This window comes from Janthinobacterium woesei (assembly GCF_051380875.1).
Lineage (GTDB): Bacteria > Pseudomonadota > Gammaproteobacteria > Burkholderiales > Burkholderiaceae_D > Janthinobacterium.
This window is the reverse complement of record NZ_JBNYXW010000020.1, coordinates 26496-49281: the sequence shown is the minus strand read 5'-3', so window position 1 is coordinate 49281 and position 22786 is coordinate 26496. Positions and strand designations below refer to the sequence as shown.

General features: G+C 60.7%; 21 protein-coding genes. All 21 read right to left on the bottom strand.

What is annotated here, in order from left to right:
- Window positions 1-2: 2 nt before the first annotated feature.
- Window positions 3-131: a hypothetical protein gene (locus ACQ4W6_RS21705; protein ID WP_436569246.1), complete on the bottom strand. Its 129-nt coding sequence runs from the start codon at window positions 129-131 to the stop codon at window positions 3-5.
- Window positions 132-288: 157 nt separating this feature from the next.
- Window positions 289-537 (bottom strand): JmjC domain-containing protein, encoded by a 249-nt coding sequence (locus tag ACQ4W6_RS21700; protein WP_436569245.1) that lies wholly within the window; start codon window positions 535-537, stop codon window positions 289-291.
- A 193-nt stretch (window positions 538-730) separates the two neighbouring features.
- Window positions 731-2071, bottom strand: a complete 1341-nt coding sequence (gene rlmD, locus ACQ4W6_RS21695) for a 23S rRNA (uracil(1939)-C(5))-methyltransferase RlmD (RefSeq protein ID WP_436569244.1) — start codon at window positions 2069-2071, stop codon at window positions 731-733.
- A 191-nt stretch (window positions 2072-2262) separates the two neighbouring features.
- Entirely contained in the window at window positions 2263-3294 is a 1032-nt protein-coding gene (gene rpoS / locus ACQ4W6_RS21690; protein WP_436569243.1) for an RNA polymerase sigma factor RpoS, read from the bottom strand.
- An 8-nt stretch (window positions 3295-3302) separates the two neighbouring features.
- Window positions 3303-4217: a peptidoglycan DD-metalloendopeptidase family protein gene (locus ACQ4W6_RS21685; RefSeq protein WP_436569242.1), complete on the bottom strand. Its 915-nt coding sequence runs from the start codon at window positions 4215-4217 to the stop codon at window positions 3303-3305.
- Window positions 4218-4258: 41 nt separating this feature from the next.
- On the bottom strand, window positions 4259-5149 hold the full coding sequence (locus tag ACQ4W6_RS21680) for a protein-L-isoaspartate(D-aspartate) O-methyltransferase (RefSeq protein ID WP_436569241.1): 891 nt from the start codon (window positions 5147-5149) through the stop codon (window positions 4259-4261).
- Window positions 5150-5171: 22 nt separating this feature from the next.
- Window positions 5172-5909, bottom strand: coding sequence for a 5'/3'-nucleotidase SurE (surE, locus tag ACQ4W6_RS21675; protein ID WP_436569240.1), 738 nt, complete (start codon window positions 5907-5909; stop codon window positions 5172-5174).
- Window positions 5910-6003: 94 nt separating this feature from the next.
- Window positions 6004-6180, bottom strand: a complete 177-nt coding sequence (locus ACQ4W6_RS21670; RefSeq protein ID WP_436569239.1) for a hypothetical protein — start codon at window positions 6178-6180, stop codon at window positions 6004-6006.
- A gap of 368 nt (window positions 6181-6548) precedes the next feature.
- Window positions 6549-8573, bottom strand: a complete 2025-nt coding sequence (yoaA, locus tag ACQ4W6_RS21665; RefSeq protein WP_436569238.1) for a DNA repair helicase YoaA — start codon at window positions 8571-8573, stop codon at window positions 6549-6551.
- Between the two features lie 66 nt (window positions 8574-8639).
- Window positions 8640-8840: a YdcH family protein gene (locus tag ACQ4W6_RS21660; RefSeq protein ID WP_436569237.1), complete on the bottom strand. Its 201-nt coding sequence runs from the start codon at window positions 8838-8840 to the stop codon at window positions 8640-8642.
- 157 nt (window positions 8841-8997) lie between these two features.
- On the bottom strand, window positions 8998-9714 hold the full coding sequence (locus tag ACQ4W6_RS21655) for a hypothetical protein (protein WP_436569236.1): 717 nt from the start codon (window positions 9712-9714) through the stop codon (window positions 8998-9000).
- Between the two features lie 15 nt (window positions 9715-9729).
- Window positions 9730-10827 carry a cell division protein ZapE gene (gene zapE / locus ACQ4W6_RS21650; RefSeq protein ID WP_436569235.1) on the bottom strand — a complete coding sequence of 366 codons (1098 nt, stop codon included), beginning with the start codon at window positions 10825-10827 and terminating at the stop codon, window positions 9730-9732.
- A 93-nt stretch (window positions 10828-10920) separates the two neighbouring features.
- Entirely contained in the window at window positions 10921-12351 is a 1431-nt protein-coding gene (gene lpdA, locus ACQ4W6_RS21645; RefSeq protein ID WP_436569234.1) for a dihydrolipoyl dehydrogenase, read from the bottom strand.
- Window positions 12341-12724, bottom strand: a complete 384-nt coding sequence (locus ACQ4W6_RS21640; RefSeq protein WP_436569233.1) for a PspC domain-containing protein — start codon at window positions 12722-12724, stop codon at window positions 12341-12343. Before ACQ4W6_RS21640 ends, lpdA begins: the two co-directional genes overlap by 11 nt.
- 96 nt (window positions 12725-12820) lie before the next feature.
- Window positions 12821-14077: a 2-oxoglutarate dehydrogenase complex dihydrolipoyllysine-residue succinyltransferase gene (gene odhB / locus ACQ4W6_RS21635; RefSeq protein ID WP_436569232.1), complete on the bottom strand. Its 1257-nt coding sequence runs from the start codon at window positions 14075-14077 to the stop codon at window positions 12821-12823.
- Window positions 14078-14191: 114 nt separating this feature from the next.
- Window positions 14192-17047: a 2-oxoglutarate dehydrogenase E1 component gene (locus ACQ4W6_RS21630; RefSeq protein WP_436569231.1), complete on the bottom strand. Its 2856-nt coding sequence runs from the start codon at window positions 17045-17047 to the stop codon at window positions 14192-14194.
- 241 nt (window positions 17048-17288) lie between these two features.
- Entirely contained in the window at window positions 17289-18275 is a 987-nt protein-coding gene (locus ACQ4W6_RS21625; RefSeq protein ID WP_436569230.1) for a LysR family transcriptional regulator, read from the bottom strand.
- Window positions 18276-18459: 184 nt separating this feature from the next.
- Window positions 18460-19761: a citrate synthase gene (gene gltA, locus ACQ4W6_RS21620; protein ID WP_436569229.1), complete on the bottom strand. Its 1302-nt coding sequence runs from the start codon at window positions 19759-19761 to the stop codon at window positions 18460-18462.
- 123 nt (window positions 19762-19884) lie between these two features.
- Window positions 19885-20166: an FAD assembly factor SdhE gene (locus ACQ4W6_RS21615; protein ID WP_436569308.1), complete on the bottom strand. Its 282-nt coding sequence runs from the start codon at window positions 20164-20166 to the stop codon at window positions 19885-19887.
- A 117-nt stretch (window positions 20167-20283) separates the two neighbouring features.
- Window positions 20284-20994, bottom strand: coding sequence for a succinate dehydrogenase iron-sulfur subunit (locus tag ACQ4W6_RS21610; RefSeq protein ID WP_436569228.1), 711 nt, complete (start codon window positions 20992-20994; stop codon window positions 20284-20286).
- Between the two features lie 9 nt (window positions 20995-21003).
- Window positions 21004-22785 (bottom strand): succinate dehydrogenase flavoprotein subunit, encoded by a 1782-nt coding sequence (sdhA, locus tag ACQ4W6_RS21605; RefSeq protein WP_436569227.1) that lies wholly within the window; start codon window positions 22783-22785, stop codon window positions 21004-21006.
- Window position 22786 lies beyond the last annotated feature (1 nt).

Genomic DNA, 22786 nt, shown 5'->3' with positions numbered 1-22786 from the left:
GTTCATGGCCTTGCTGCCTCCAGATGGTTGTCGGTGCTGGCGCGCGCCAGCAAGTCAACATCAGCTACCGGGCGGCGCAACAGCAATAAAATTATCCGCCCACCATACTCATCTGGATAATGAAACATCATGGCTATTCATATCAATAATTTTGCACCAAAATGACTTGAATCAATTATTTCTAGAAGTACTCTTTACATGAAGCACGCTGTAGCATGAAAAAACGCGCCTGTTCGCAGCTGTTTCAGCACGTTCCCGCCATCCGCCACCACGATCAAAAGTCGTTATTTATCGGATACTTGCTGTAAAAATCGTTATCCATTTGAAATTGGCAAAGGTGACCGTCATCGACATGTCCAGCGCTTCGACGGCATGCCAGCCACCGACGGGCAAGAACAGGATCTCACCGGGTGCCAGCACGCATTCGCGCACCTGCACGTCAGCCATCAGCCATCGGCCATCGGCGACTAGCTTGCCGGCCACGCCGCGGGTATGCACGCTCGCCACTTCGTCATCGCGGCCATACATCGCAGCCATTTATCGCTGCCATACTTGCCCCACTGCGCGAAGTACGGGGCGGAAAGACTGCAGGGGGAAGAGGAAGAAAAGCGCTTGGTCAAAAAAATACGGACCAATTTTATATAACAGCTTGGTGGTATTGCAGTGGCTTGCTGTCCCGCTGCACAAGACAAGGGCGGGCGCCTGCCTGGCCACCGGCCGCATCATGACTTTAAGCCAGGTCAAACACGGCCATGGATTCCACATGCGAAGTATGCGGGAACATGTTGACCACGCCCGCCTTGCTCAGCACATAGCCCGCTTCCCGCACCAGAATGCCGGCGTCGCGCGCCAGGGTCGACGGGCTGCACGAAACGTAGACGATGCGCTTTGGCAGCATGTCCGGACGCACTTGCGACAGGCCGGCCAGTGCCTGGCACAGGGCCATGGCGCCATCGCGCGGCGGGTCGACCAGGATGCGGTCGAACTTGCCCAGCGCGATCAAATCGTCGGTGGTCACTTCAAACAGGTTGCGCGTCGAGAACGAGGTTTTCTCCGCCAGGCCATTGGCCAGGGCGTTTTCCAGCGCCCGCTCCGTCAGGGCCGTGCTGCCTTCGATACCCACCACTTCACTGCCCTGCGTGGCCAGCGGCAAGGTAAAGTTGCCCAGGCCGCAGAACAGGTCGGCGACACGGTCTTGCGGCTGCACTTCCAGCAAGCGCAGGGCTTTCGACACCAGCACACGGTTGATGTGATGGTTCACCTGGGTAAAATCGACAGGTTTGAATGGCATCTTGACGCCGAATTCCGGCAGCAAGTAATGCAATTGCTGGTCCAGCGGGTAGAACGGCACGGCTGTTTCCGGCCCCTTCACCTGCAACCACCATTGCACGCCGTACTCGTCGGCAAATGCCTTCAGCTTGGTTTCGTCGTCTGCCGTCAGCGGTGCCATGATACGCAACACCATCGCCGTCACGTCTTCGCCGACGGCCAGCTCGATCTGCGGCATCTGGTCGAAGATGGACAGCGAACCGATCAGCGCGCGTAGCGGCAGCAGCATAGCGGAAATGTGCGGTGGCAAGATTTCGCAGCTATCCATGTCGGCGACGAACGCCGATTTCTTTTCATGAAAGCCCACCAGCACGACGTCTTTTTTCTTCACGTGGCGCACCGACAGGCGCGCACGATAGCGGTAGCCCCACGTCGGGCCATACATGGGGCGCATCACGCTTTGCGGACGCACCTTGCCGATGTGCCACAGGTTATCTTCCAGCACACGTTGTTTGATCGCCACTTGCGCCGAAGGTTCCAGATGCTGCATGGAGCAGCCGCCGCAGTGATCGAAGTGCTTGCACTTGGGCGTCACGCGCATCGACGATTCCCGGTGCAGCGCCGTCATGCGGGCCATTTCCCAGTTTTTCTTCTTCTTGAACGACACAAAGCTGACGCGCTCGCCGGGCAGCGCGCCTTCGACAAACACGACCTTGCCCGGCGAGCCGTCTTCATTCTCGATATGGCCAACGCCGCGGGCGTCCATGTCGAGTGATTTGATTTCAATGATATTTTCTTGCATAGCGATCAATAGGTAAGAGTGGGCCAGGACGCAGGGCCGCGCTGAAACTTGAAAGAATGGGAGGGAGCTCAGGCGCCGCGAGCGGGGCGTATGATAGCAGATGCGGGCTAGTTGAAGTCTGCGGCGCAGCCGCTCCGATCAGCGCGCCCTGGAAAATGTGCAACGCAGCCATGTGCGTTTTATGCGGTGCGCTACAAAAGCGAATCGCGCACCACGCCGCGCGCGGCCATGGCCCGTTTGAGCTTGATCAAGGCCTCTTGCTGGATTTGCCGCACGCGTTCGCGCGTCACGCCCATTTCTTCGGCCAGGGTTTCCAGGGTGGCGGGGTCATCATTATCGAGACCGAAACGGCGCATGATGACCACGCGCTGCTTGTCGGGCAGCTTGGTCAGCCAGTCGCGCACCAGCACCGTCATTTCATGGTGTTCGGCGCGCGCGTCGGGACTGTCTTCGCTGGCGCCGGGCAGCATGTCCATCAAGGATGATTGCGGGTCGTTGTCGAGCGGCGCGTCGAGCGAGGTGGCGTGCTCGGACAGCGCCAGGATATCTTGCACCTCTTCCACGGGACGCCCCACCAGGTGGGCGATATCTTCCGCAGTGGCATCCTTGCCGTCGTGGTGCTGGGCTTCGAGGTGGTATTTGCCGCGCAGGATCTGGTTCAGTTCGCGCACCATGTGCACCGGCAGGCGCACCGTGCGCGCCTGGTTCATGATGGCCCGTTCGATGCTCTGGCGTATCCACCAGGTGGCGTAGGTGGAAAAACGGAAACCGCGTTCAGGCTCGAACTTGTCGATGGCGCGCATCAGGCCGATGTTGCCCTCCTCGATCATGTCGAGCAGTACCACGCCGCGGTTGATGTAATGCTTGGCGATCGACACGACCAGGCGCAAGTTGTGCTCGATCATGGTTTGCCGGGCTTCGAAGTTGCCCTGCTTGGCCAGGGTAGCGTAATGCACTTCCTGCGCCACCGTCAGCAGGGGCCGCGTGCCGATCTGGTTCAAATAGTGCTGCGTGGTATCGGTCGACAGCTCGGCCGCCAGCACTTTCTTCAATTCATCGACACTTTCGACCAGCACGCTGACACTGGCCACTTCACCGCCTTCGCCTGCCTCGACGGCGTCAATACCGTCGAGTTCGCCGGCATCGTCCGTCACGACTTCGTCCGCCCCGTCTTCCGGCGGTTCCGGGTCATCGTCCAACTGTTCGTGCGGCGCGTGTGTCATTGCTTTACCTAACGGTTAGGCAGGAATTTCGTAGGATCGACAGGCTTGCCTTGCTGGCGGATTTCAAAGTGCAGCTTCACGCGGTCAGCATCGGAATCGCCCATTTCGGCGATGGCCTGGCCTTTATTGACGGTCTGTTTTTCCTTCACCAGAATGCTGCGGTTATGCGCATACGCGGACAATAAACTATTACTGTGCTTCACGATGACAAGATTACCATAACCACGGATTCCACTGCCGGCATACATGACTGTCCCCGCCCCGGCCGCCACCACCTGCTGGCCCGCCTTGCCGGCGATGTCGACGCCCTTGTTCTTGCCTTCATCAAAAGTACCGATGACTTTGCCTTCGGAAGGCCACATCCAGCTGATCTTGTCGTCGCCGGCCACTTGCGCGGCGGGTGCCGCTGCCGCTGCCGCAGTCGCAACGACAGGTGCCGGCGCTGGCGCCACTGCAGGCTTGGCATCGGCACCACCATCGGCGCGCAGCTCGGCCAGGGTGGCATCGGAATACGCGCGCTTCTCGCCACGCGGGCCCGTCTTCTTCGGCACGACTGGCGCAGCAGGACGCACTTCCGTGACTGGCGGCATGATGACGGCCGATGTTTGCGCACCGCCCGTGTCGCCCGTTGGCGGCAGCACGCGCAGCATCTGGTCGACCTTGATGTCGTTCGGATTGCTCAAGTCATTCCAGGCCACCAGGTCGCGGTAGTTCTGGCCGTGCTCCAAGGCAATGCGCAGCAGCGTATCGCCGCGCTTGACCCGATAAAAGGCGGGATCGCGATCCCTGGGATCGTTTGCCGCTGCATTGCTGGTGGACGGCTGACGCTCGACGACCGGCGCCTGGACGCCCGTCGTGCCGCAACCGCTCAACAGGGCGGCCAGGGTGATACTGCATAGTAGTAGCTTACTTTTCTTAATCATTCGCATGTCATTGTTGGTCCTGCTGCTAACTGATCCGGGGATCATATGGTGCCCGGGCGCAAAGGCACGAAATGGCAGTCTTCCAGGGTTTGGCTGGTCCATTCCATTTTTCCCACCCGGGTAATGAGTTGTAAGTGTTGCAATTTCGCACCGACTGGCGCAACCAGGCGCCCGCCGAGCGTCAGCTGTTCCAGCAGGGCTTGCGGGACTTCCAGGCCGGCTGCAGCAAGGATGATGCCATCAAAGGGCGCCGCCTGCGGCAGGCCAAGCATACCATCTCCGTACTGCAAGCGCAGATTTGCCACACGCAGCGGGCGCAGGTTGGCCTTCGCCAGTTCGTGCAGGGGCCGGATGCGCTCGATCGAATACACCTCCCGGGCCACCAGCGACAGCACCGTTGCCTGGTAGCCGCAGCCCGTACCGATTTCCAGCACGCGCTGCAAGCTGCCGCCATTGCGCATCACTTCAATCATGCGTGCCACGATGTAGGGCTGGGAAATAGTCTGGTGATGGCCGATGGGGAGCGATGCATCGATATACGCTTGCGAGGCCAGCGCCTCGTCCATGAACATGTGGCGCGGCACGGCCTGCATGGCGTCGAGCACCACCTGGTCTTTCACGCCCTGCTTCGCAATGCGGGCCACCATGGCGCGCCGCACGGCGTCCGAGACCAGCGGGTTTTGGCGTGGCGGCGCCACTACCACCGGTTGCGCCCGCTCATTGGCGATGGCCTGAGCGCGCGACGGCGCGATGGCCGCAGGCGCGCCATACGGCTGCGCACCGCCCCGGGCCGCGCTTTGCGCCGCATTCTGCGTGGCCGTCTGCGGCGTGGCGATCCTGGACTGCGCCAGCGACTGCCCCCCGCCCAGCCTGGCAGGCTTGCCGGCCAGCGAATCGAGCGATAGGGGGAAAGTGCGCGGCTTATTGGTCATAGTGAGCGGTCATGGTGAGCGGTCATGCCAGGCCTTTAGCCAGTGCATCGAGTTGCGTAGTATGCGTCAGGTCGATCTGCAACGGGGTGATCGAGACTTGTCCTTGCGCAATGGCATGGAAGTCCGTGCCAGGACCGCCTTCCTTGGTGGCGCCGGCGGGGCCGATCCAGAAGATTTCGCGGCCGCGCGGATCGAGCGCGCGGATTACCGGTTCAGCCGAATGGCGCTTGCCCAGCCGCGTAGCGACCACGCCTTGCAATTGCGCGTAAGGAATCGCCGGGATATTCACGTTCAGCAGATACGGTTTTTGCAAGGCATCAAAGCGGCGCTCGACGATTTCCCGCGCCACGCGGGCGGCGGCATCCAGGTTGGCCCAGCCAAACTCGGACTGGGAAAAGGCGATGGCCGGGATGCCGAACAGATAGCCTTCCGTGGCGGCGGCCACGGTGCCCGAATACAGGGTGTCGTCGCCCATATTGGGGCCGTTGTTGATGCCCGAGACCACCAGGTCGGGACGCTCGATCAGCATGCCCGTCAGCGCCACGTGCACGCAATCGGTGGGTGTGCCGTTGACATAATAAAAGCCGTTGGCGGCCTTGTGCACGGAAAGGGGCCGGTCCAGGGACAGCGAATTGGAGGCGCCAGAGCGATTGCTGTCGGGCGCCACCACCACGATCTCGGCGATGGGTGCCAGCGCCTCGGCCAGTGCAGCAAGGCCAGGCGCGAGGTAGCCGTCGTCGTTACTGATAAGAATTCTCATAACGAGATTTTACCTGAAGCAATGCCATCACTGCGCGTACGGCACGCCGATCGGCAGCATTTTTTCTGCCGCCTGGCCAGCATGGCGCACCTGCTCAGCGCTGCTCGATGCGCACTTCCGACAGCGCCCCCTCCAGCGCCTGCACCGCGTCTTCCTGCAAGGCCAGCAAGCCGTCCAGATCACCTTGCAATTTATATATTCTTTTCAGCTGGACCATGCCCCGCTTGCGCAATTTTTCCGGCACACCAAGGCGCAGCAGGCACGGCTTCAAATGCTCGGCCAGTTCGCCTCGATGAGGTCATTCTTGAACTTGTTCATGAACGCATGTTGGCCGTGCGCATAAATCAAGAAACAGCCGTAGCCGATATCCATGGCACCCCCTGCTTGGCCGTGCGGCCCTGCCTTCGCCGCGCCCCAAACCCACAAGGCGCAAGGCATGCTGCCACTGTAAGCCGCCGGGCAACGGCCTGTTTGCGCTGGCGCAAAGATGTGTCCGGCGTCCTGGACATTGAAAAATGCCAGAAACTGGCGCGATCACGCCGCTTTCTGGCATGCCAGGCGCGCAAGCGTGCGCGGCGGAAAGCGCCAATGGTTAGCTTGCACAGGGAAATGGCCAGCGTGCGGGCGCCGGCCAGAAAACTACTCGGCCCGGGCGGGCAGGTTGCGGAAGAACTCGATCACTTCTGCCGTATCGCGCGTGCGCTTGAACGGTGGCAGGCTTTGCCAGATGCGCTTGCCATAGGGCTTGGAAATGAGGCGCGGATCGCAGATCATCAGCACGCCACGGTCGCCTTCATCACGGATCAAACGGCCCGCCCCCTGCTTCAGGTTGATGATCGCTTCCGGCAGCGAGTGGTGCATGAAGCCATTCTTGCCCTGCTTTTCCATCACTTCGATACGCGCCGCCAGCACGGGGTCGTCGGGCGGCGCGAACGGCAGCTTGTCGATGATGACCAGGGAGAGCGCATCGCCGCGCACGTCGACGCCTTCCCAGAAGCTCTGGCTGCCGATCAGCACGCCGTTACCGGCGGCGCGGAACTGGTCCAGCAATTCCGTGCGGCCCCGGTCGCCCTGCACGAACAGGGGAAAGTTCAAGCCCCGCTGCTTGAATTCGTCGGCCAGGCGCTCGGCCGCCCGTTTCACGGCGCGCAAGGTGGTGCACAGGAAGAAGGTGCGCCCGCCCGCCGCCTCGATGATGGGCAAGGCACAATCGATGACGGCGTCCGTGTAGCCCAGCGAATTGGGTTGCGGCAGGTTTTGCGGCACGAACAGCAAGCCTTGCTGGCCATAGTCGAATGGCGACGGCCAGGTGTGCGACGGTTCGCCCGTCAAACCCATCTGTTCCGAGAAATGCTTGAAGTCGTTTTTCACGGCCAGGGTGGCAGACGTGAAAATCCAGCTGCGCGGCGTGCCTTCGCGCTGGTTATTGAAAATCGGCGCGATCGACAGCGGCGTCTTGTGCAGCTGCAGGGAGCTGGAAAATGCTTCCACCCAGAACACGGCCTCTTCGCCGGCAACAATCTTTGCCTTCGGGTCGAACTTCCAGCTACTCAGCTGCTGCGCCAGCTCGACGCCGCGCACGCGGCACTGCTCCAGCGTTTCCGCCCGTTCGGCCTGGGTTTCCAGCACGGCCACCATGCCGTCCAGTTCATCCTTGAGGGTCTCCAGCGCGGGGAAGAAGTCGCTCGATGGAGCGATTTGCGGCAGGGACAGGCGCACAATGTCTTGCGGAAACGTCAATCGCAAATCGCGCGCGGCCTTTTCCACCACCGTGACGGTCTTGCCCCAGTCGATGCCGCGCGCATGCGCCAGGCCTTCGGCCAGCACGTCGCGGCACAGTTCCAGGATTTGCGAGGTGGAAACCGTGTTACCAAAGAACAAGGTAGCCGTATCGGGCAGCTGGTGCGCCTCATCGAAGATGATGGTATTGGCCGAAGGCAACAATTCGGCCACGCCCGTGTCTTTCAGGGCCACGTCGGCAAAGAACAAATGGTGGTTGACCACCACGACGTCCGCCTGCTGGGCTTCCTTGCGGGCCTTCATGACGAAGCAATCCTGGTAATACTGGCATTCGGCGCCCATGCAGGTGTCGCGCGTGGACGTCACCAGGTTCCATATCATGGCGTTTTCCGGCACCTTGGCCAGTTCGGCCTTGTCGCCCGAGCTGGTCATTTTCAGGAAGCGCGAGATTTCGCGCAGGTGGCCCACGTCGTCGCGCGAGGTCATGCGCCCATTCTGCAAGGTGCGTTCCAGGTGGTAATGGCACACGTAGTTCGAGCGCCCCTTCAGCAGCGCCACGGAGACGGGCGCCTGCAGCGCGGCGCGCACGGTGGGGATATCGCGCAGGAAGAGTTGATCCTGCAAGTTCTTGGTACCGGTGGAAACGATGGTCTTGCCGCCCCACATCAGCGCTGGCACCAGGTAGGCGAAGGTCTTGCCCGTGCCCGTGCCTGCCTCGGCGATCAGGGTGGTCTGGCTGTCGATGGCGTGGGCGATCGCCTTGGCCATCTCGGTTTGCGAGCGGCGCGGCTTGTAGCTGCCCACGGCCGGGCCCAGCGGGCCGCCGGCGCCAAACAGGCGTTCGATGTCGGCATCGTGCTTGCCAGGCGCAGCCTGCGGTTCGGCCGCAGCCACTGGTAGCTGGCCGTCTTGGCTTGCAGGCATTAAATTGTGATCGGTCAAAATATACTTAAAGTTATGGCAGGGCTGGACTGGGCGCTACTGGCGCCCTCAGGCTGGAACATCGGGCACTAATTGCATTTTCAGCAAGGTGATGTGGTCCTTCAGTTGCAATTTGCGCTTTTTCAGGCGGCGCAATTGCAATTCGTCATGATGGCCATCGAGTATCAGCAACTCGATAACGGCATCGAGGTCACGGTGTTCCACGTCGAGTTCAATCAGGCGCCCCTGTATATGCTGTGCATCGCTCATGTGTTGCGTTCCAGGCAGTGTTGGTCAACAGGCGCGCGCAACATGCGCAGGCAGCCATCTGCGCCGGGATCACCGGCGAGTGCATAGTTTAACCCGCCGCGCGGGATTGGGCACGCCATTTGGCGCGCCATTTCCGGCCCGCCCTTGCGTGGAGGCGTTACTTGGCCGGTGGCGCGACGACGGCCGGCGTACTGGCAGCGGCGGCCGCCGCCTTGGCCGCCTTGGCATCCGCCTCGGCCTGACGCTCGGCCAGGCGTTGTGCCACGCGCTTCTGGCGCGCCACGGCGTCAGCCTGCTTGCGGGCATATTGCGCTTCGCTGGCCGCACGGCGCGGCGCCTCGGCAGCCTCGTCGGCAGCCAGCTTTTTCAGTTTCGCCGCATGCTCGGCCTCGCGCTCGGCCAGGCTCTTGCCTTGCGGCTTGCTCGGCGCCGGCTCGGGCACCATCACCTTCACGAGCTTGGGCATGGCGGCAGCGCGCTGCTCGGCATCGAGGCGCGCATCTTCCTGCGTCCTGGCCAGGTCGATATCGCGCAGGCGCACCGATTCGGCACGCTTGAAGTGATTCGCTTCGGCCTCGATGGCGCGCGAGCGCACCAGGATCAGGCGGCGCTTTTCCTTGGCCTTGTCGAGGCAGCTATTCACGAAAAACTTGTTGTAGCACTCCTGTTCGCGCGCGGCATATTCACTTTCCGACGCCTCGCGTTCACTGGCCGCCAGCTTCAGCTTGGCATCTGCCTCGTCGACGGACAAGGTGGCGGGCACCTGCGGCGCACCGACCTCATCCAATGCTGCCTCGCCCTGGTGCGCGCAGGCGGACAAGGCCAGCGCCAGACCCAAGCCCGCTACCAGCTTATATAGTGTTTTTACCATCATCTTCATTCTTTTGCCTCAAACGATCGCGTCGGCCGCGCCGCGCTGTTCTTTTTCCATGTATTCGCGCGATTGCATCTCAATGATACGCGAAACGGTACGCTGAAACTCGTTGGCCAGCATGCCGTTCGTGTACAACTGGTCAGGCGCTACTTCGGCCGACATGATCAGCTTGACCTTCTGGTCATAAAAGACGTCGATCAGCCAGGTAAAGCGGCGCGCCTCGGACGACTGCGCCGCCGACATGGCCGGTATTGCGGACAATACCACTGTATGGAAGCGGCTGGCGATTTCCAGGTAATCATTTTGCGAGCGGGGGCCGCCGCACAGGGTGGCGAAATCGAACCAAATGATGCCGCCGGCGCGGCGCAGGCAATGGATTTCGCGGCTTTCGATGCGGATGCGCGCATCTTCGTCTGCAGTCTCGGCGATGCGCGCATAGGCGTCGCGCAAGGCCTTGTCGGTAGCGGCACCCAGCGGCGTGTAGTAGCTTTCCACCTGTTCCAGCGCGCGGCCACGGTAATCGACGCCGGCATCGACGTTCATGACGTCGAGCTTGGTCTTAAGCAACGCGATGGTCGGCAGCATGCGGTCGCGGTGCAGGCCGTCCGGGTACAGCAGGTCAGGGTCGTAATTCGAGGTCATGATGAAGGACACGCCATTCTCGAACAGGGCCGACAGCAGGTTGTACAGGATCATCGCGTCGGCGATGTCGGAGACGTGGAATTCATCGAAGCAAATGAGTCGGTATTTCTTGGCGATGCGCTTGGCGACGTCATCTAACGGGTCGGCCACGCCTTTCAATTCATCGAGCTGCTGGTGCACGCCGCGCATGAATTCATGGAAGTGCAAACGCGTCTTGCGCACCACAGGCACGACCGAATAGAAGCTATCCATCAGGAACGACTTGCCGCGCCCTACCCCGCCCCACATGTACACGCCTTTCGGCACGGAGGGCCGGTTCAGCAGGCGTTTGAAGGTGCTCGAGCGCGCCCCCTTGTAGGCCACCCACTCGTCATAGCACAGTTGCAGGCGGTCGACTGCGCGCCGCTGGGCCGCGTCAGCCTTGAAATCGCGCTGCTGCAACGCGTGCTGGTAAAACTCTTCAACGTTCATGGGATTCGATTCAACAGAGATTCTTGACATAGCGCAAACGGGCCGGCAAGGCAGAAACTGCTTTGCCGGCCCGCTGCGAAGTACTGTACTGGCTTAGAAGTTCAGCGTACGCTTGTCTACTGCCAATGCCGCTTCCTTGGTCGCTTCCGACAGGGATGGGTGAGCGTGGCAGATGCGCGCGATGTCTTCAGCCGAGGCCTTGAATTCCATCGCCACGACGGCTTCGGAAATCAGTTCGGATGCCATCGGGCCAACGATGTGCACGCCAAGGATTTCATCGGTGGTCGCATCGGCCAGGAATTTCACCATGCCCGAGGTGTCGCCCAGTGCGCGTGCACGGCCATTGGCCATGAACGGGAAGGTGCCAGCCTTGTAGGCGATGCCTTCGGCCTTCAGGGTTTGCTCGGTCTTGCCGACCCACGCGATTTCCGGCGAGGTGTAGATCACCCAGGGAATCGTGTTGAAGTTGGTGTGGCCATGCTGGCCGGCGATACGCTCGGCCACGGCAACGCCTTCTTCTTCCGCCTTGTGCGCCAGCATCGGGCCGCGCACCACGTCGCCCACTGCCCAGACGTTAGCCAGGTTGGTCTTGCAATCGCCGTCGACGGCGATGAAGCCGCGCTCGTCGAGTTGCAGGCCGACTTTATCGGCACCCAGGCCATTCGTGTTCGGCGTACGGCCGATCGAGATGATCAGTTTGTCGAACACGGCTTTTTGCGCTTCGCCCTTGGCGTCGACGAATTCCACGGTCACGTCTTTCTTGCCTGGCGTGATCGCACCGATTTTGCAACCGAGGTTGATCTTCAAGCCTTGCTTGATGAACAGCTTCGACGCTTCCTTGGCGATCTGCTCGTCCACGGCGCCCAGGAAGACCGGCAGGCCTTCCAGTACGGTGACGTCGGAACCCAGGCGGCGCCAGACGCTGCCCATTTCCAGGCCGATTACGCCGGCACCGATGACGCCCAGCTTGGCTGGTACGGCGTCGATGGCCAGTGCGCCCGTGTTCGACAGGATCAGTTTCTCGTCGAATGGTGCGCCTGGCAGTTCGCGTGCGTTCGAACCCGTGGCGATGACCACGTGCTTGGCCGTCAAGGTTTCGTTGGCGGCACCGGTGACGCTGATGTCATAGGTACCAGCGGCGGCAGCGGCGAAAGCGGCGCGGCCGTGGAAGAAGGCGATCTTGTTCTTTTTGAACAGGTACAGGATGCCGTCGTTGTTTTGCTTGACGACGGTATCTTTACGCTTGAGCATCTGACCCAGATTCAGCTTCAGGCCGGCGACGTCGATGCCGTGCTCAGCGAAGCTGTGGCCCGCGTGTTCGAAATGCTCGGACGATTGCAGCAGCGCTTTCGACGGGATGCAGCCGACGTTGGTGCAAGTGCCGCCAGGAGCGGCGCCGCCCTTGGCGTTCGACCACTCGTCGACGCAAGCGACGGAAAAGCCCAGCTGCGCTGCGCGGATGGCGGCAATGTAGCCGCCAGGGCCCGCACCGATGACAACTACGTCAAATTGTTTAGTACTCATGTTTTGTTATTCCAATCTCTTCGTCTGGTACGAAAATCCACAATAGAAGGTAAATCACCACGCCGAAGCCGAAGGTCAATGTAAACAGGACGAATACCAGGCGCCAGATCCACGCTTCCATGCCGGAAGCGCGTCCCAGGCCGCCGCACACGCCACCAAGCCAGCGGTCGTTGCGCGAACGGCGCAGGCGGTTGAATTCCTGCACCAGGTCGTTCGCCGGGCCAGTAGCGGCACCGGCAGCAGAGCCGCTGTCCGGCTTGTCCAGGTTGATATTGCTCAGGAGCGTGGCTTTCGCTTGCGCGAATTCCGCATCGCTCAGGGCGCCCGCCAGGTGCAACTCGTGCAGACGCTTGATTTCTTCAGAGACGTTCATAGGAATCCTCTTTCATGATGAGATCAGCCAGCTGCGTCTTCTGGCAAGGGGTAGCAACTACATTGCCCCGGCGGCTACGCCGGGGTGCTTCGGTGCTTACAGGTCCAGCAACAGGCGAGCAGGATCTTCCAGCGCTTCTTTCATCGCCACCAGGCCCAGGACGGCTTCGCGGCCGTCGATGATGCGGTGATCGTAGGACATGGCCAGGTAGTTCATCGGACGTACCACGATCTGGCCGTTTTCCACGACAGCGCGGTCCTTGGTCGCGTGCACGCCCAGGATGGCCGATTGTGGCGGGTTGATGATCGGGGTCGACAGCATGGAGCCGAAGGTGCCGCCGTTCGAAATCGAGAAGGTGCCGCCCGTCAGGTCGTCCAGGGTCAGCTTGCCTTCTTTGGCCTTCTGGCCGAATTCACCGATTTTTTTCTCGATGTCGGCGATCGACAGCTGGTCCGCGTTGCGGATGATAGGCACCACCAGGCCGCGTGGCGAACCGACAGCGATACCGATGTCGAAGTAGCCGTGGTAGAGGATATCGTTGCCGTCAACAGACGCGTTGATGATCGGGTACTTTTTCAGGGCGGCAACAGCTGCCTTGACGAAGAAGGACATGAAGCCCAGCTTGACGCCGTGCTCTTTCTCGAACTTGTCTTTGTACTTGGTGCGCAGATCGATGACCGGCTGCATGTTCACTTCATTGAACGTGGTCAAGATGGCGTTGGTCGATTGTGATTGCAGCAGGCGCTCGGCGATACGTGCGCGCAGGCGGCTCATTGGCACGCGCTCTTCCGGACGGTCGCCCAGGCTGGCGATGCTCGGCGTAGCCACTTGCTGCAGCGCTGGCTTGGCAGCGGCTGGCGCCAACGGCGCAACAGCAGGCTTGGCGGACGCGGCCAGGGCGTCGCCCTTGGTCACGCGGCCATCTTTACCCGAACCGGCGACATCGCCAGCGGACAGGCCTTTTTCGGACAGGATCTTGGCGGCGGCAGGCATGGCGACATCGCCTTTGGTGGCAGCAGCTGGCGCCGAAGCGCTGGCAGCGTCTTGCGCGGCGGCAGCCAGGGCTGGCGCGGCAACGGCCGACACTTCCATCGGGCTGACCTTGGCCACACCGTCGGTATCGATGATGGCGATGACTTCGCCGGCAACGACGATTGCGCCATTATCCTTGATGATCTGGATGATCACGCCGGCCATTGGCGCCGGCAGTTCCAGCACCACTTTGTCGGTTTCGATATCGATCATGTTTTCGTCGCGCGCCACTGGCTCGCCGACTTTTTTATGCCACGCCAGCAGGGTCGCTTCTGCAACCGACTCGGACAACTGGGGAACTTTGACTTCGATTTGTGCCATGTAAAACTCCGTATATTTTGTTATTGCGGCGCCGCCCGTGCGTAGCAAGGGCGGCGCTCCGTGATGATTTGCTTATTTGGTCAAAAGCCGTGCGACTCGCACGGCGCCTTGAGCTTACTTGGTCAGGATGAAGCCTTTGAGCTTCGAAAACGCCGTTTCCAGCAGGTCTTTTTGCTGGGCGTAATGCTTGTCATAGTAACCGACAGCAGGCGACGCCGAAGCAGGACGGCCGGCATACGCCAGGCGTTGACCCGATTCCAGGCCTTCAAAGATGTTGTGCTGGATCTGGAACCACGCGCCCTGGTTTTGCGGCTCGTCCTGGGCCCATACGACTTCCACCAGGTTCGGGAACTTTTTCAGTTCCGCAGCGAACGACTTGTGCGGGAACGGATACAGCTGTTCCAGGCGCACGATGGCCGTGTCGGTCTGGCCGCGGGTCTTGCGTGCGTTGACCAGGTCGTAATAGACCTTGCCCGAGCAGGCGATGACGCGCTTGACCTTCTTGGCATCGATTTTGTCGTCGACTTCGCCGATGACGGTCTGGAAGCCGCCCTTGGCCAGGTCGGTCAGCGGCGAACCGGCATCCTTGTTGCGCAACAGCGACTTCGGCGTCATGATGACCAGCGGCTTGCGGAACTGGCGCACCATCTGGCGGCGCAGCAAATGGAAGATCTGCGCGGCCGTCGTCGGCTGCACCACTTGCATGTTGTTGTCTGCGCACAGCTGCAGGAAACGCTCAGGACGCGCGGACGAGTGCTCAGGACCCTGGCCTTCGTAACCGTGCGGCAGCATCATGACCAGGCCCGAAGCGCGGCCCCACTTCACTTCGCCGGAGCTGATGAATTGGTCGATCACCACTTGCGCGCCGTTGGCGAAGTCGCCGAACTGGGCTTCCCAGATCGTCAGGGTGTTCGGTTCAGCGGTCGAGTAGCCGTATTCGAAGGCCAGTACGGCTTCTTCGGACAGCACCGAGTCGATGACGGTGAACGGCGCCTGATTGTCCGACACGTTTTGCAGCGGAATGTAGGTACCGGCATCCCAACGCTCGCGGTTTTGATCATGCAGCACGGCGTGGCGGTGCACGAAGGTACCACGGCCCGCATCCTGGCCCGTCAGGCGGATGGCGTAGCCGGACGATACCAGCGAAGCGTAGCCGAGGTGTTCGCCCATGCCCCAGTCCAGGTTCATTTCGCCGCGGCCCATGGTGGCGCGGTCGCCCAGGACTTTCTCTACCAGCGAGTGGACCTTGAATTCTTCCGGCACGGTGGTGATGCGGGCGGCCAGGCGTTTCAGTTCCGTCATCGGCACGGCGGTATCGGCCGTATCGGTCCATTTCTTGTTCAGGAACGGCAGCCAGTCGACGGCGTACTTGTTCTTGAAGTTCGAGATGACAGGATCAACGGTGTGCTTGCCGGCGTCCATGGCGTCGCGGAAGGCGGTAACCATCTTGTCGCCGCCATCGGCAGGGATCACGCCTTGTGCTACCAGCTTGTCCGCGTACAGCTTGCGGGTGCCTGGATGCTGGGCGATCTTCTTGTACATCAATGGCTGCGTCAGTGCCGGCGTATCTTGCTCGTTGTGGCCAAGCTTGCGGTAGCAGATGATGTCGAGGACGATGTCCTTCTTGAATTCCATGCGGTAGTCGAGCGCGATCTGCGTCGCCAGCACCACGGCTTCCGGATCATCGGCATTGATGTGCAGGACCGGTGCTTCGATCATCTTGACGACGTCCGAGCAGTACAGGGTCGAGCGGGCATCGCGCGGATCCGAGGTGGTGAAACCGATCTGGTTGTTGATCACGATATGCACCGTGCCGCCGGTATGGTAGCCACGGGTTTGCGCCAGATTCAGCGTTTCCATGACCACGCCCTGGCCGGCGAAAGCGGCATCGCCATGCACCAGGATAGGCAGCACTTGCGCGCCCTGCGCATCGCCGCGGCGGTCCATGCGGGCCTTGACGGAACCTTCGACCACGGGGTTGACGATTTCCAGGTGCGACGGGTTGAACGCCAGCGACAGATGGACCGGGCCGCCTGCGGTGGAGATATCCGACGAGAAGCCTTGATGGTACTTCACGTCGCCGGCAGGCAGGTCGTCGCCATGCTTGCCTTCGAATTCTTCGAACAGTTCCTGCGGCGCCTTGCCCAGGGTGTTGACCAGCACGTTCAGGCGGCCACGGTGGGCCATGCCGATGACGATTTCCTGCACGCCTTTTTCGCCGGCGCGCTGGATGGTTTCATCCATCGAGGCGATGAAGGTCTCGCCGCCTTCCAGGGAGAAGCGCTTCTGGCCCACGTAGCGGGTGTGCAGATAGCGTTCCAGGCCTTCAGCCGCGGTCAGGCGGTCGAGGATGTGGATTTTTTTCTCTGGGGTGAAATTCGGGGTGGAGCGGATCGCTTCCAGTTTCTCTTGCAACCAGCGCTTTTCGGCCGGATCGGAGATGTACATGAATTCGGCACCGATCGAACGCGTGTAGGTATCGCGCAGATAGTTCAGCAGATCGCGCAGGGTGGCGGTCTCGGGGCCAAAATAGGTATTGCTGATGTTGAACACGGTGTCCATGTCCGCATCGGTGAAACCGTAGAAGCTCGGGTCCAGTTCCGGGATCATCGGACGTTCCTGGCGTTGCAGCGGATCCAGGTTAGCCCAGTGCGAACCGAGGTAGCGGTAAGCGGCGATCAGCTGGGTAGCGGCGACGCGCTTGCGGCCCATTTCAGCATCGAAGGAAGCCGTCACTGTGCGGATAGGACCGGCTTTTGCGCGCTCGGCGAACGAGGCAACGACGGAGGCATGCGCCACGTCGGGTTTGTTGCTGCCATCGACTGCAGGCACATGCTGCATGGCGTCGAAATAGGCGCGCCAGTTGTCCGGCACCGAACCTGGGTTATTGAGGTACGCTTCGTACAGGTCTTCCACGTACGGAGCATTCCCACCGAACAGGTAGGAGTTGGACGTTAATTGTTGCATCATATTGCTCACCTTTCTTCGCGTTTCGCGAGATTAGCGGGTTAATCTAACCTTCCGCGACACGGCCTGACCGGTTAGCGGATTGCACATCAAGTTGTGGGGGAAGGGCTTTTTTATTGCGCCAGCATTCTTCATACCGTCATTTAGAATAGCACGCGGTATTGTAACGCAACAACCACTAGTTGAATTTTATTTGGCAAGCAAATGTAAGCTGTGTTGTTGATTTCCCGGGCTTGCCAGCCTGTTACTGTTGCGCTTGCGGCACTTCCTTGCCGACACCCGCGCGGCGCTTGCGGCCAAGTGGCCTGCCTGGCAACACCGGCGCGGCAATGGCCGCCAGCCACTGTGAATCCCTGGCGAACCATTCCAGCAGAAAGTCAAGCATGGTGCGCAGCAATGGTGACATATGCTGGCGCGACGTATAGATACCGTAAATGCCCATGTCCTGCGGCTGGTAGGCTGGCAGCAACTCCACCAGTTGCCCGTTGGCGATCAACGGTGCGGCCGAATACCGGGGCTGCAAGGCGATGCCCGCCCCCGCCACCGTCGCCACCAGCAAGACCAGCGATTCATTCGCCGACAGACGGCCACTGACAGGCACAGTGAGCACTTGCCCATTATGCGTAAACTGCCACAGGCTCTTGCCAAAATACGTGTATGTCAGGCAATTGTGCAAGGCCAGGTCTTCCGCCCGGCGCGGCGTGCCGTGCGCCGCCAGATACGATGGTGCGGCGCACACTACCGAGGCGCAACTGGCCAGCTGTCGGGCGATCAGGTTGGGCTCGAGCGCATTCGTGATGCGGATCGCCAGGTCGATACGCTGCTCCACCAGATTGACGGCGCGGTTCTCCATCTGCAGATCGACGGCGGCGCGCGGGTAGCGCCGCAGGTAAGCGGTCACTGCGCCGGCCAGCGCCGTCTGCGCCAGCGATTGCGAACACGTAATGCGCAACAATCCGTGCGGCGACGCGGCGCCTTCCGCAGAAGCAAACGCCATGGCGCCGGCCACTTCCAGCATCTGCCGGCAGCGCGCCAGGGTCGCATCGCCCGCATCCGTCAGGCTCAAACGGCGCGTGGTGCGATGCAGCAGGCGCGCTCCCGCCCACTGCTCCATCTGCGCCAGATAGCGCGTCACCATGGCGCGCGACATATCCAGCGCGACACTGGCGGCGACCATGCTGCCCCGCTCGGCGATGGCAACAAACACTTGTGCTGCGACGATGCGATCCATTCCGGCAGCCCCCTTGATGCATTCGATCCATGCAATTGCGTATTGTAATTTACCCTCCCTTCGCCCACGCCCGAAAGGATAATCTGTGTCGGTGATAAGGTATGTTGAACCGAACCAGGATCAAGCTGCGCGCATAAAAAAACGGGCCGAAGCCCGTTTTCTGTTTGCTCAATACCGCCGTGGATTAACGCTTGTCCAGTGGCAACACTTCGCGCGTGGTCGAACCGACGAACAATTGACGTGGACGGCCGATTTTTTGTTCCGGGTCGGCGATCATTTCGTTCCATTGGGCGATCCAGCCGATGGTACGGGCCATGGCGAAGATACCGGTGAACAGCGACACAGGGATGCCCAGCGCCGATTGCACGATGCCCGAGTAGAAGTCGACGTTCGGATACAGTTTGCGCGACACGAAGTATTCGTCGTTCAGGGCAATCTTTTCCAGTTCCATCGCCAGCTTGAACAGTGGGTCGTCTTGCAGGCCCAGCTCTTGCAGCACTTCGTAGCAGGTTTCACGCATCAGCTTGGCGCGCGGGTCGAAGTTCTTGTACACGCGGTGACCGAAGCCCATCAGCTTGACGCCGGAGTTCTTGTCCTTGACTTGCTCGATGAAGGCAGGGATGTTCTCGACGGTACCGATTTCCTTCAGCATGTTGAGTGCCGCTTCGTTGGCGCCACCGTGGGCAGGGCCCCACAGGCAGGCGATACCGGCAGCGATACAGGCGAACGGGTTGGCGCCCGACGAACCGGCCAGACGGACGGTCGATGTCGAAGCGTTTTGCTCGTGGTCTGCGTGCAGGATCAAGATACGGTCCAGGGCGCGCACCAGCACGTCATTGACCTTGTAGTCTTCGCACGGGTTGGCGAACATCATGTGCATGAAGTTGGCGCTGTACGACAGGTCGTTGCGTGGGTAAGTGAACGGCTGGCCGATCGAGTACTTGTACGTCATGGCGACCAGGGTCGGCATCTTGGCGATCAGGCGGATGGCCGACACTTCGCGGTGACGCGGGTCGTTGATGTCCAGCGAATCATGGTAGAACGAGGCCAGCGCGCCGACGGTGCCGACCAGGATCGACATCGGATGCGCGTCGCGGCGGAAGCCACGGAAGAAGAATTGCATCTGCTCGTGCACCATCGTGTGCTTGGTCACGGTGTCGACGAACTTGGTTTTTTGCGCCGCGTTCGGCAGTTCGCCGTTCAGCAGCAGGTAGCACGATTCCATGAAGTCGGCGTTGACGGCCAACTGTTCGATCGGGTAGCCGCGGTACAGCAGTTCGCCCTTGTCGCCATCGATGTAGGTGATCGACGAATTACAGGCGGCAGTCGACATAAAGCCTGGGTCGTAGGTGAACTTGCCGCTACCGGCGTACAGTTTGCGGATGTCGATGACGTCCGGACCAACCGTGCCTTTGTAGATTGGAAATTCAAGCGATGGGCTGCCATCGGAGAACGACAGGGTAGCTTTTGTGTCAGAGATATTCATGGGCTCTTCCTTCTCGGGAGTGAGTCGAAATTAAAATCAAAAATTCTGGCTGCAATTCGCACCGCACTTTCGGCGGGGCTACAGCGCGCCACTCGCACCGTTTGCAATATATCGCCCAGGCGTCTAGGCAATGCGCAGTCGTTGCAGCAATGCGCGCACATGCGGCAGATCGACTTCGCCTTCCGGCTCTTTACGAGCCAGTACCAGATCCATTAACGCATTGTCCGACAAATCCAGCAAACGCGTCAGCGCGTCAACTTCTTCATCGGTCAATTCGGTTTCATACGCATCGAGAAAACGGCTCAGGATAATGTCGTTTTCCAGCAGGCCACGGCGTGAACGCCAGCGCAGGCGAGCGCGGTTGGCCGGGTCGGCCTGATGCGAGGACAAAATTGATTCTGTCATTTGGTTTACCACTTTACGTGTGCCTTGCGGCACGGTGCTGCTTTGCAGGCGCCGCCTGCCGGCAAGGGAGGATACCCTTTTCCGGCATACGGCGCCCGGCGGACGCGAACAGGGTGATCAGATCGCGCGGCGAACCATCAATTCCTTGATCTTGCCAATCGCCTTGTTCGGGTTCAACCCTTTCGGGCAAACATCGACACAGTTCATGATCGAGTGGCAGCGGAACAAACGGTACGGATCTTCCAGGTTGTCCAGACGCGCACCAGTGGCTTCGTCGCGCGAATCGGCGATGAAACGATAGGCTTGCAGCAGACCAGCCGGACCGACAAATTTGTCCGGATTCCACCAGAACGACGGGCACGACGTGGAGCAGCATGCGCACAGGATGCACTCGTACAGGCCATCGAGTTCTTCGCGCTGCTCCGGCGACTGCAGGCGTTCTTTTTCAGGCGGGATCGACTCGTTGATCAGGAACGGCTTGATCGAATCGTACTGCTTGAAAAATTGCGTCATGTCGACGATCAGGTCGCGGATGACTGGCAAGCCTGGCAACGGACGCAGCACGATAGGCTCGGAGAGTTCGTTCAGGTTGGTGGTGCATGCCAGGCCATTCTTGCCATTGATGTTCATCGCGTCCGAACCGCACACGCCTTCGCGGCACGAGCGGCGCAGAGCCAGTGAATCATCGACATCGGCCTTGATACGCTGCAGTGCATCGAGCAGCATCTTGTCAGTGTCTTGCAGTTCGACCGTCAGGTCTTGCATGTACGGCTTGGCATCCTGATCAGGATCGTAGCGGTAGATTTTAAATTTAAGAGTGCGTGCCATGGTATAGCCTTAGAAAGTACGTGGTTTCGGTTTGAAGGTATCAACCGTCAGCGGCTTGGTCACGACTGGCTTGTATGCCAGTCGGTTGCCTTCCGAATACCACAGAGTGTGCTTCATCCAGTTGTCGTCGTCACGTTGCGGGTGGTCATCCTGGGCGTGGGCGCCACGCGATTCCTTGCGGGCGGCTGCCGAGACGATGGTCGCTTTCGCCGTTTCGATCAGGTTGTCCAGTTCGAGCGCTTCCACGCGGGCCGTATTGAAGACCATCGACTTATCCTTGAACGAGACGTGCTTGCGGCGCTCGTCGAGCTTCATGATTTCTTCGACACCCTTGTTCAGCATCTCGTCGGTACGGAACACACCACAGTATTTCTGCATGGTGGCGCGGATTTCATTCGCCACGCCCTGCACGGTTTCCGTGCCGGTCGAGTTTTCCAGGCGCGCCAGGCGGCCCATGGCGAATTCGGCAGCGTCGGCTGGCAAAGGCTTGTTTTCCTTGGCTTTCAGGCCACTGCCCACGATATGGTTACCGGCCGCGCGGCCGAAGACCAGCAGATCGAGCAGCGAGTTCGTACCCAGGCGGTTGGCGCCGTGCACCGAGACGCAGGCGCATTCGCCGATCGCGTACAGGCCGTTGACGACAGCAGCCGAACCTTCAGGGCCGGTCGGGGTGACGACCTGGCCGTGGATGTTGGTCGGAATACCGCCCATCTGGTAGTGAATCGTCGGCACGACAGGAATCGGTTCCTTGGTGGCATCGACGTTGGCGAACTTGTGACCGATTTCCAGGATCGACGGCAGGCGCTTGGCGATGGTGTCGGCACCGATATGGCGCAGGTCCAGCATCACGTGGTCCTTGTTCGGACCGCAGCCGCGGCCTTCCTTGATTTCCTGGTCCATCGAACGCGAGACGAAGTCGCGCGGCGCCAGATCCTTCAGGGTCGGCGCATAGCGCTCCATGAAGCGCTCGCCTTCGCTATTGATCAGGATGCCGCCTTCGCCGCGCACGCCTTCGGTGATCAATACGCCCGCGCCGGCCACGCCGGTCGGGTGGAACTGCCAGAATTCCATGTCTTGCAGTGGCAGGCCGGCGCGTGCCGCCATGCCCATGCCGTCGCCGGTGTTAATGAAAGCGTTGGTCGAGGCGGCGAAGATACGGCCTGCGCCACCCGTTGCCATGACCGTCGTCTTTGCTTCCAGGATCATGCATTCGCCGGTTTCCATTTCCAGCGCGACAACACCGATCACGTCGCCTTCGGCGTCACGGATCAGGTCGATTGCCATCCACTCGACGAAGAAATGCGTACGCGCACGGACGTTGCGCTGGTACAGCGTGTGCAACAGGGCGTGACCGGTACGGTCGGCTGCCGCGCAAGCGCGCTGCACCGGCTTTTCGCCGAAGTGGGCCGTGTGGCCGCCGAATGGGCGCTGATAGATGGTGCCGTCAGGATTGCGGTCGAATGGCATGCCGAAGTGTTCCAGCTCGTACACGACTTTCGGTGCTTCGCGGCACATGAATTCGATGGCATCCTGGTCGCCCAGATAGTCGCCACCCTTGACGGTGTCGAACATATGCCAGAACCAGTTGTCTTCGGCCATGTTGCCGAGCGACGCGCCGATACCGCCCTGCGCCGCAACAGTGTGCGAGCGGGTCGGGAAAACCTTGGACAACACAGCGACATTCAGACCGGCTTCAGCCAGTTGCAACGACGCACGCATGCCGGAACCACCGGCGCCAATGATGACCGCATCAAAGCGGCGGGTAGGGATTGCAGATTTATATGCTGCCACG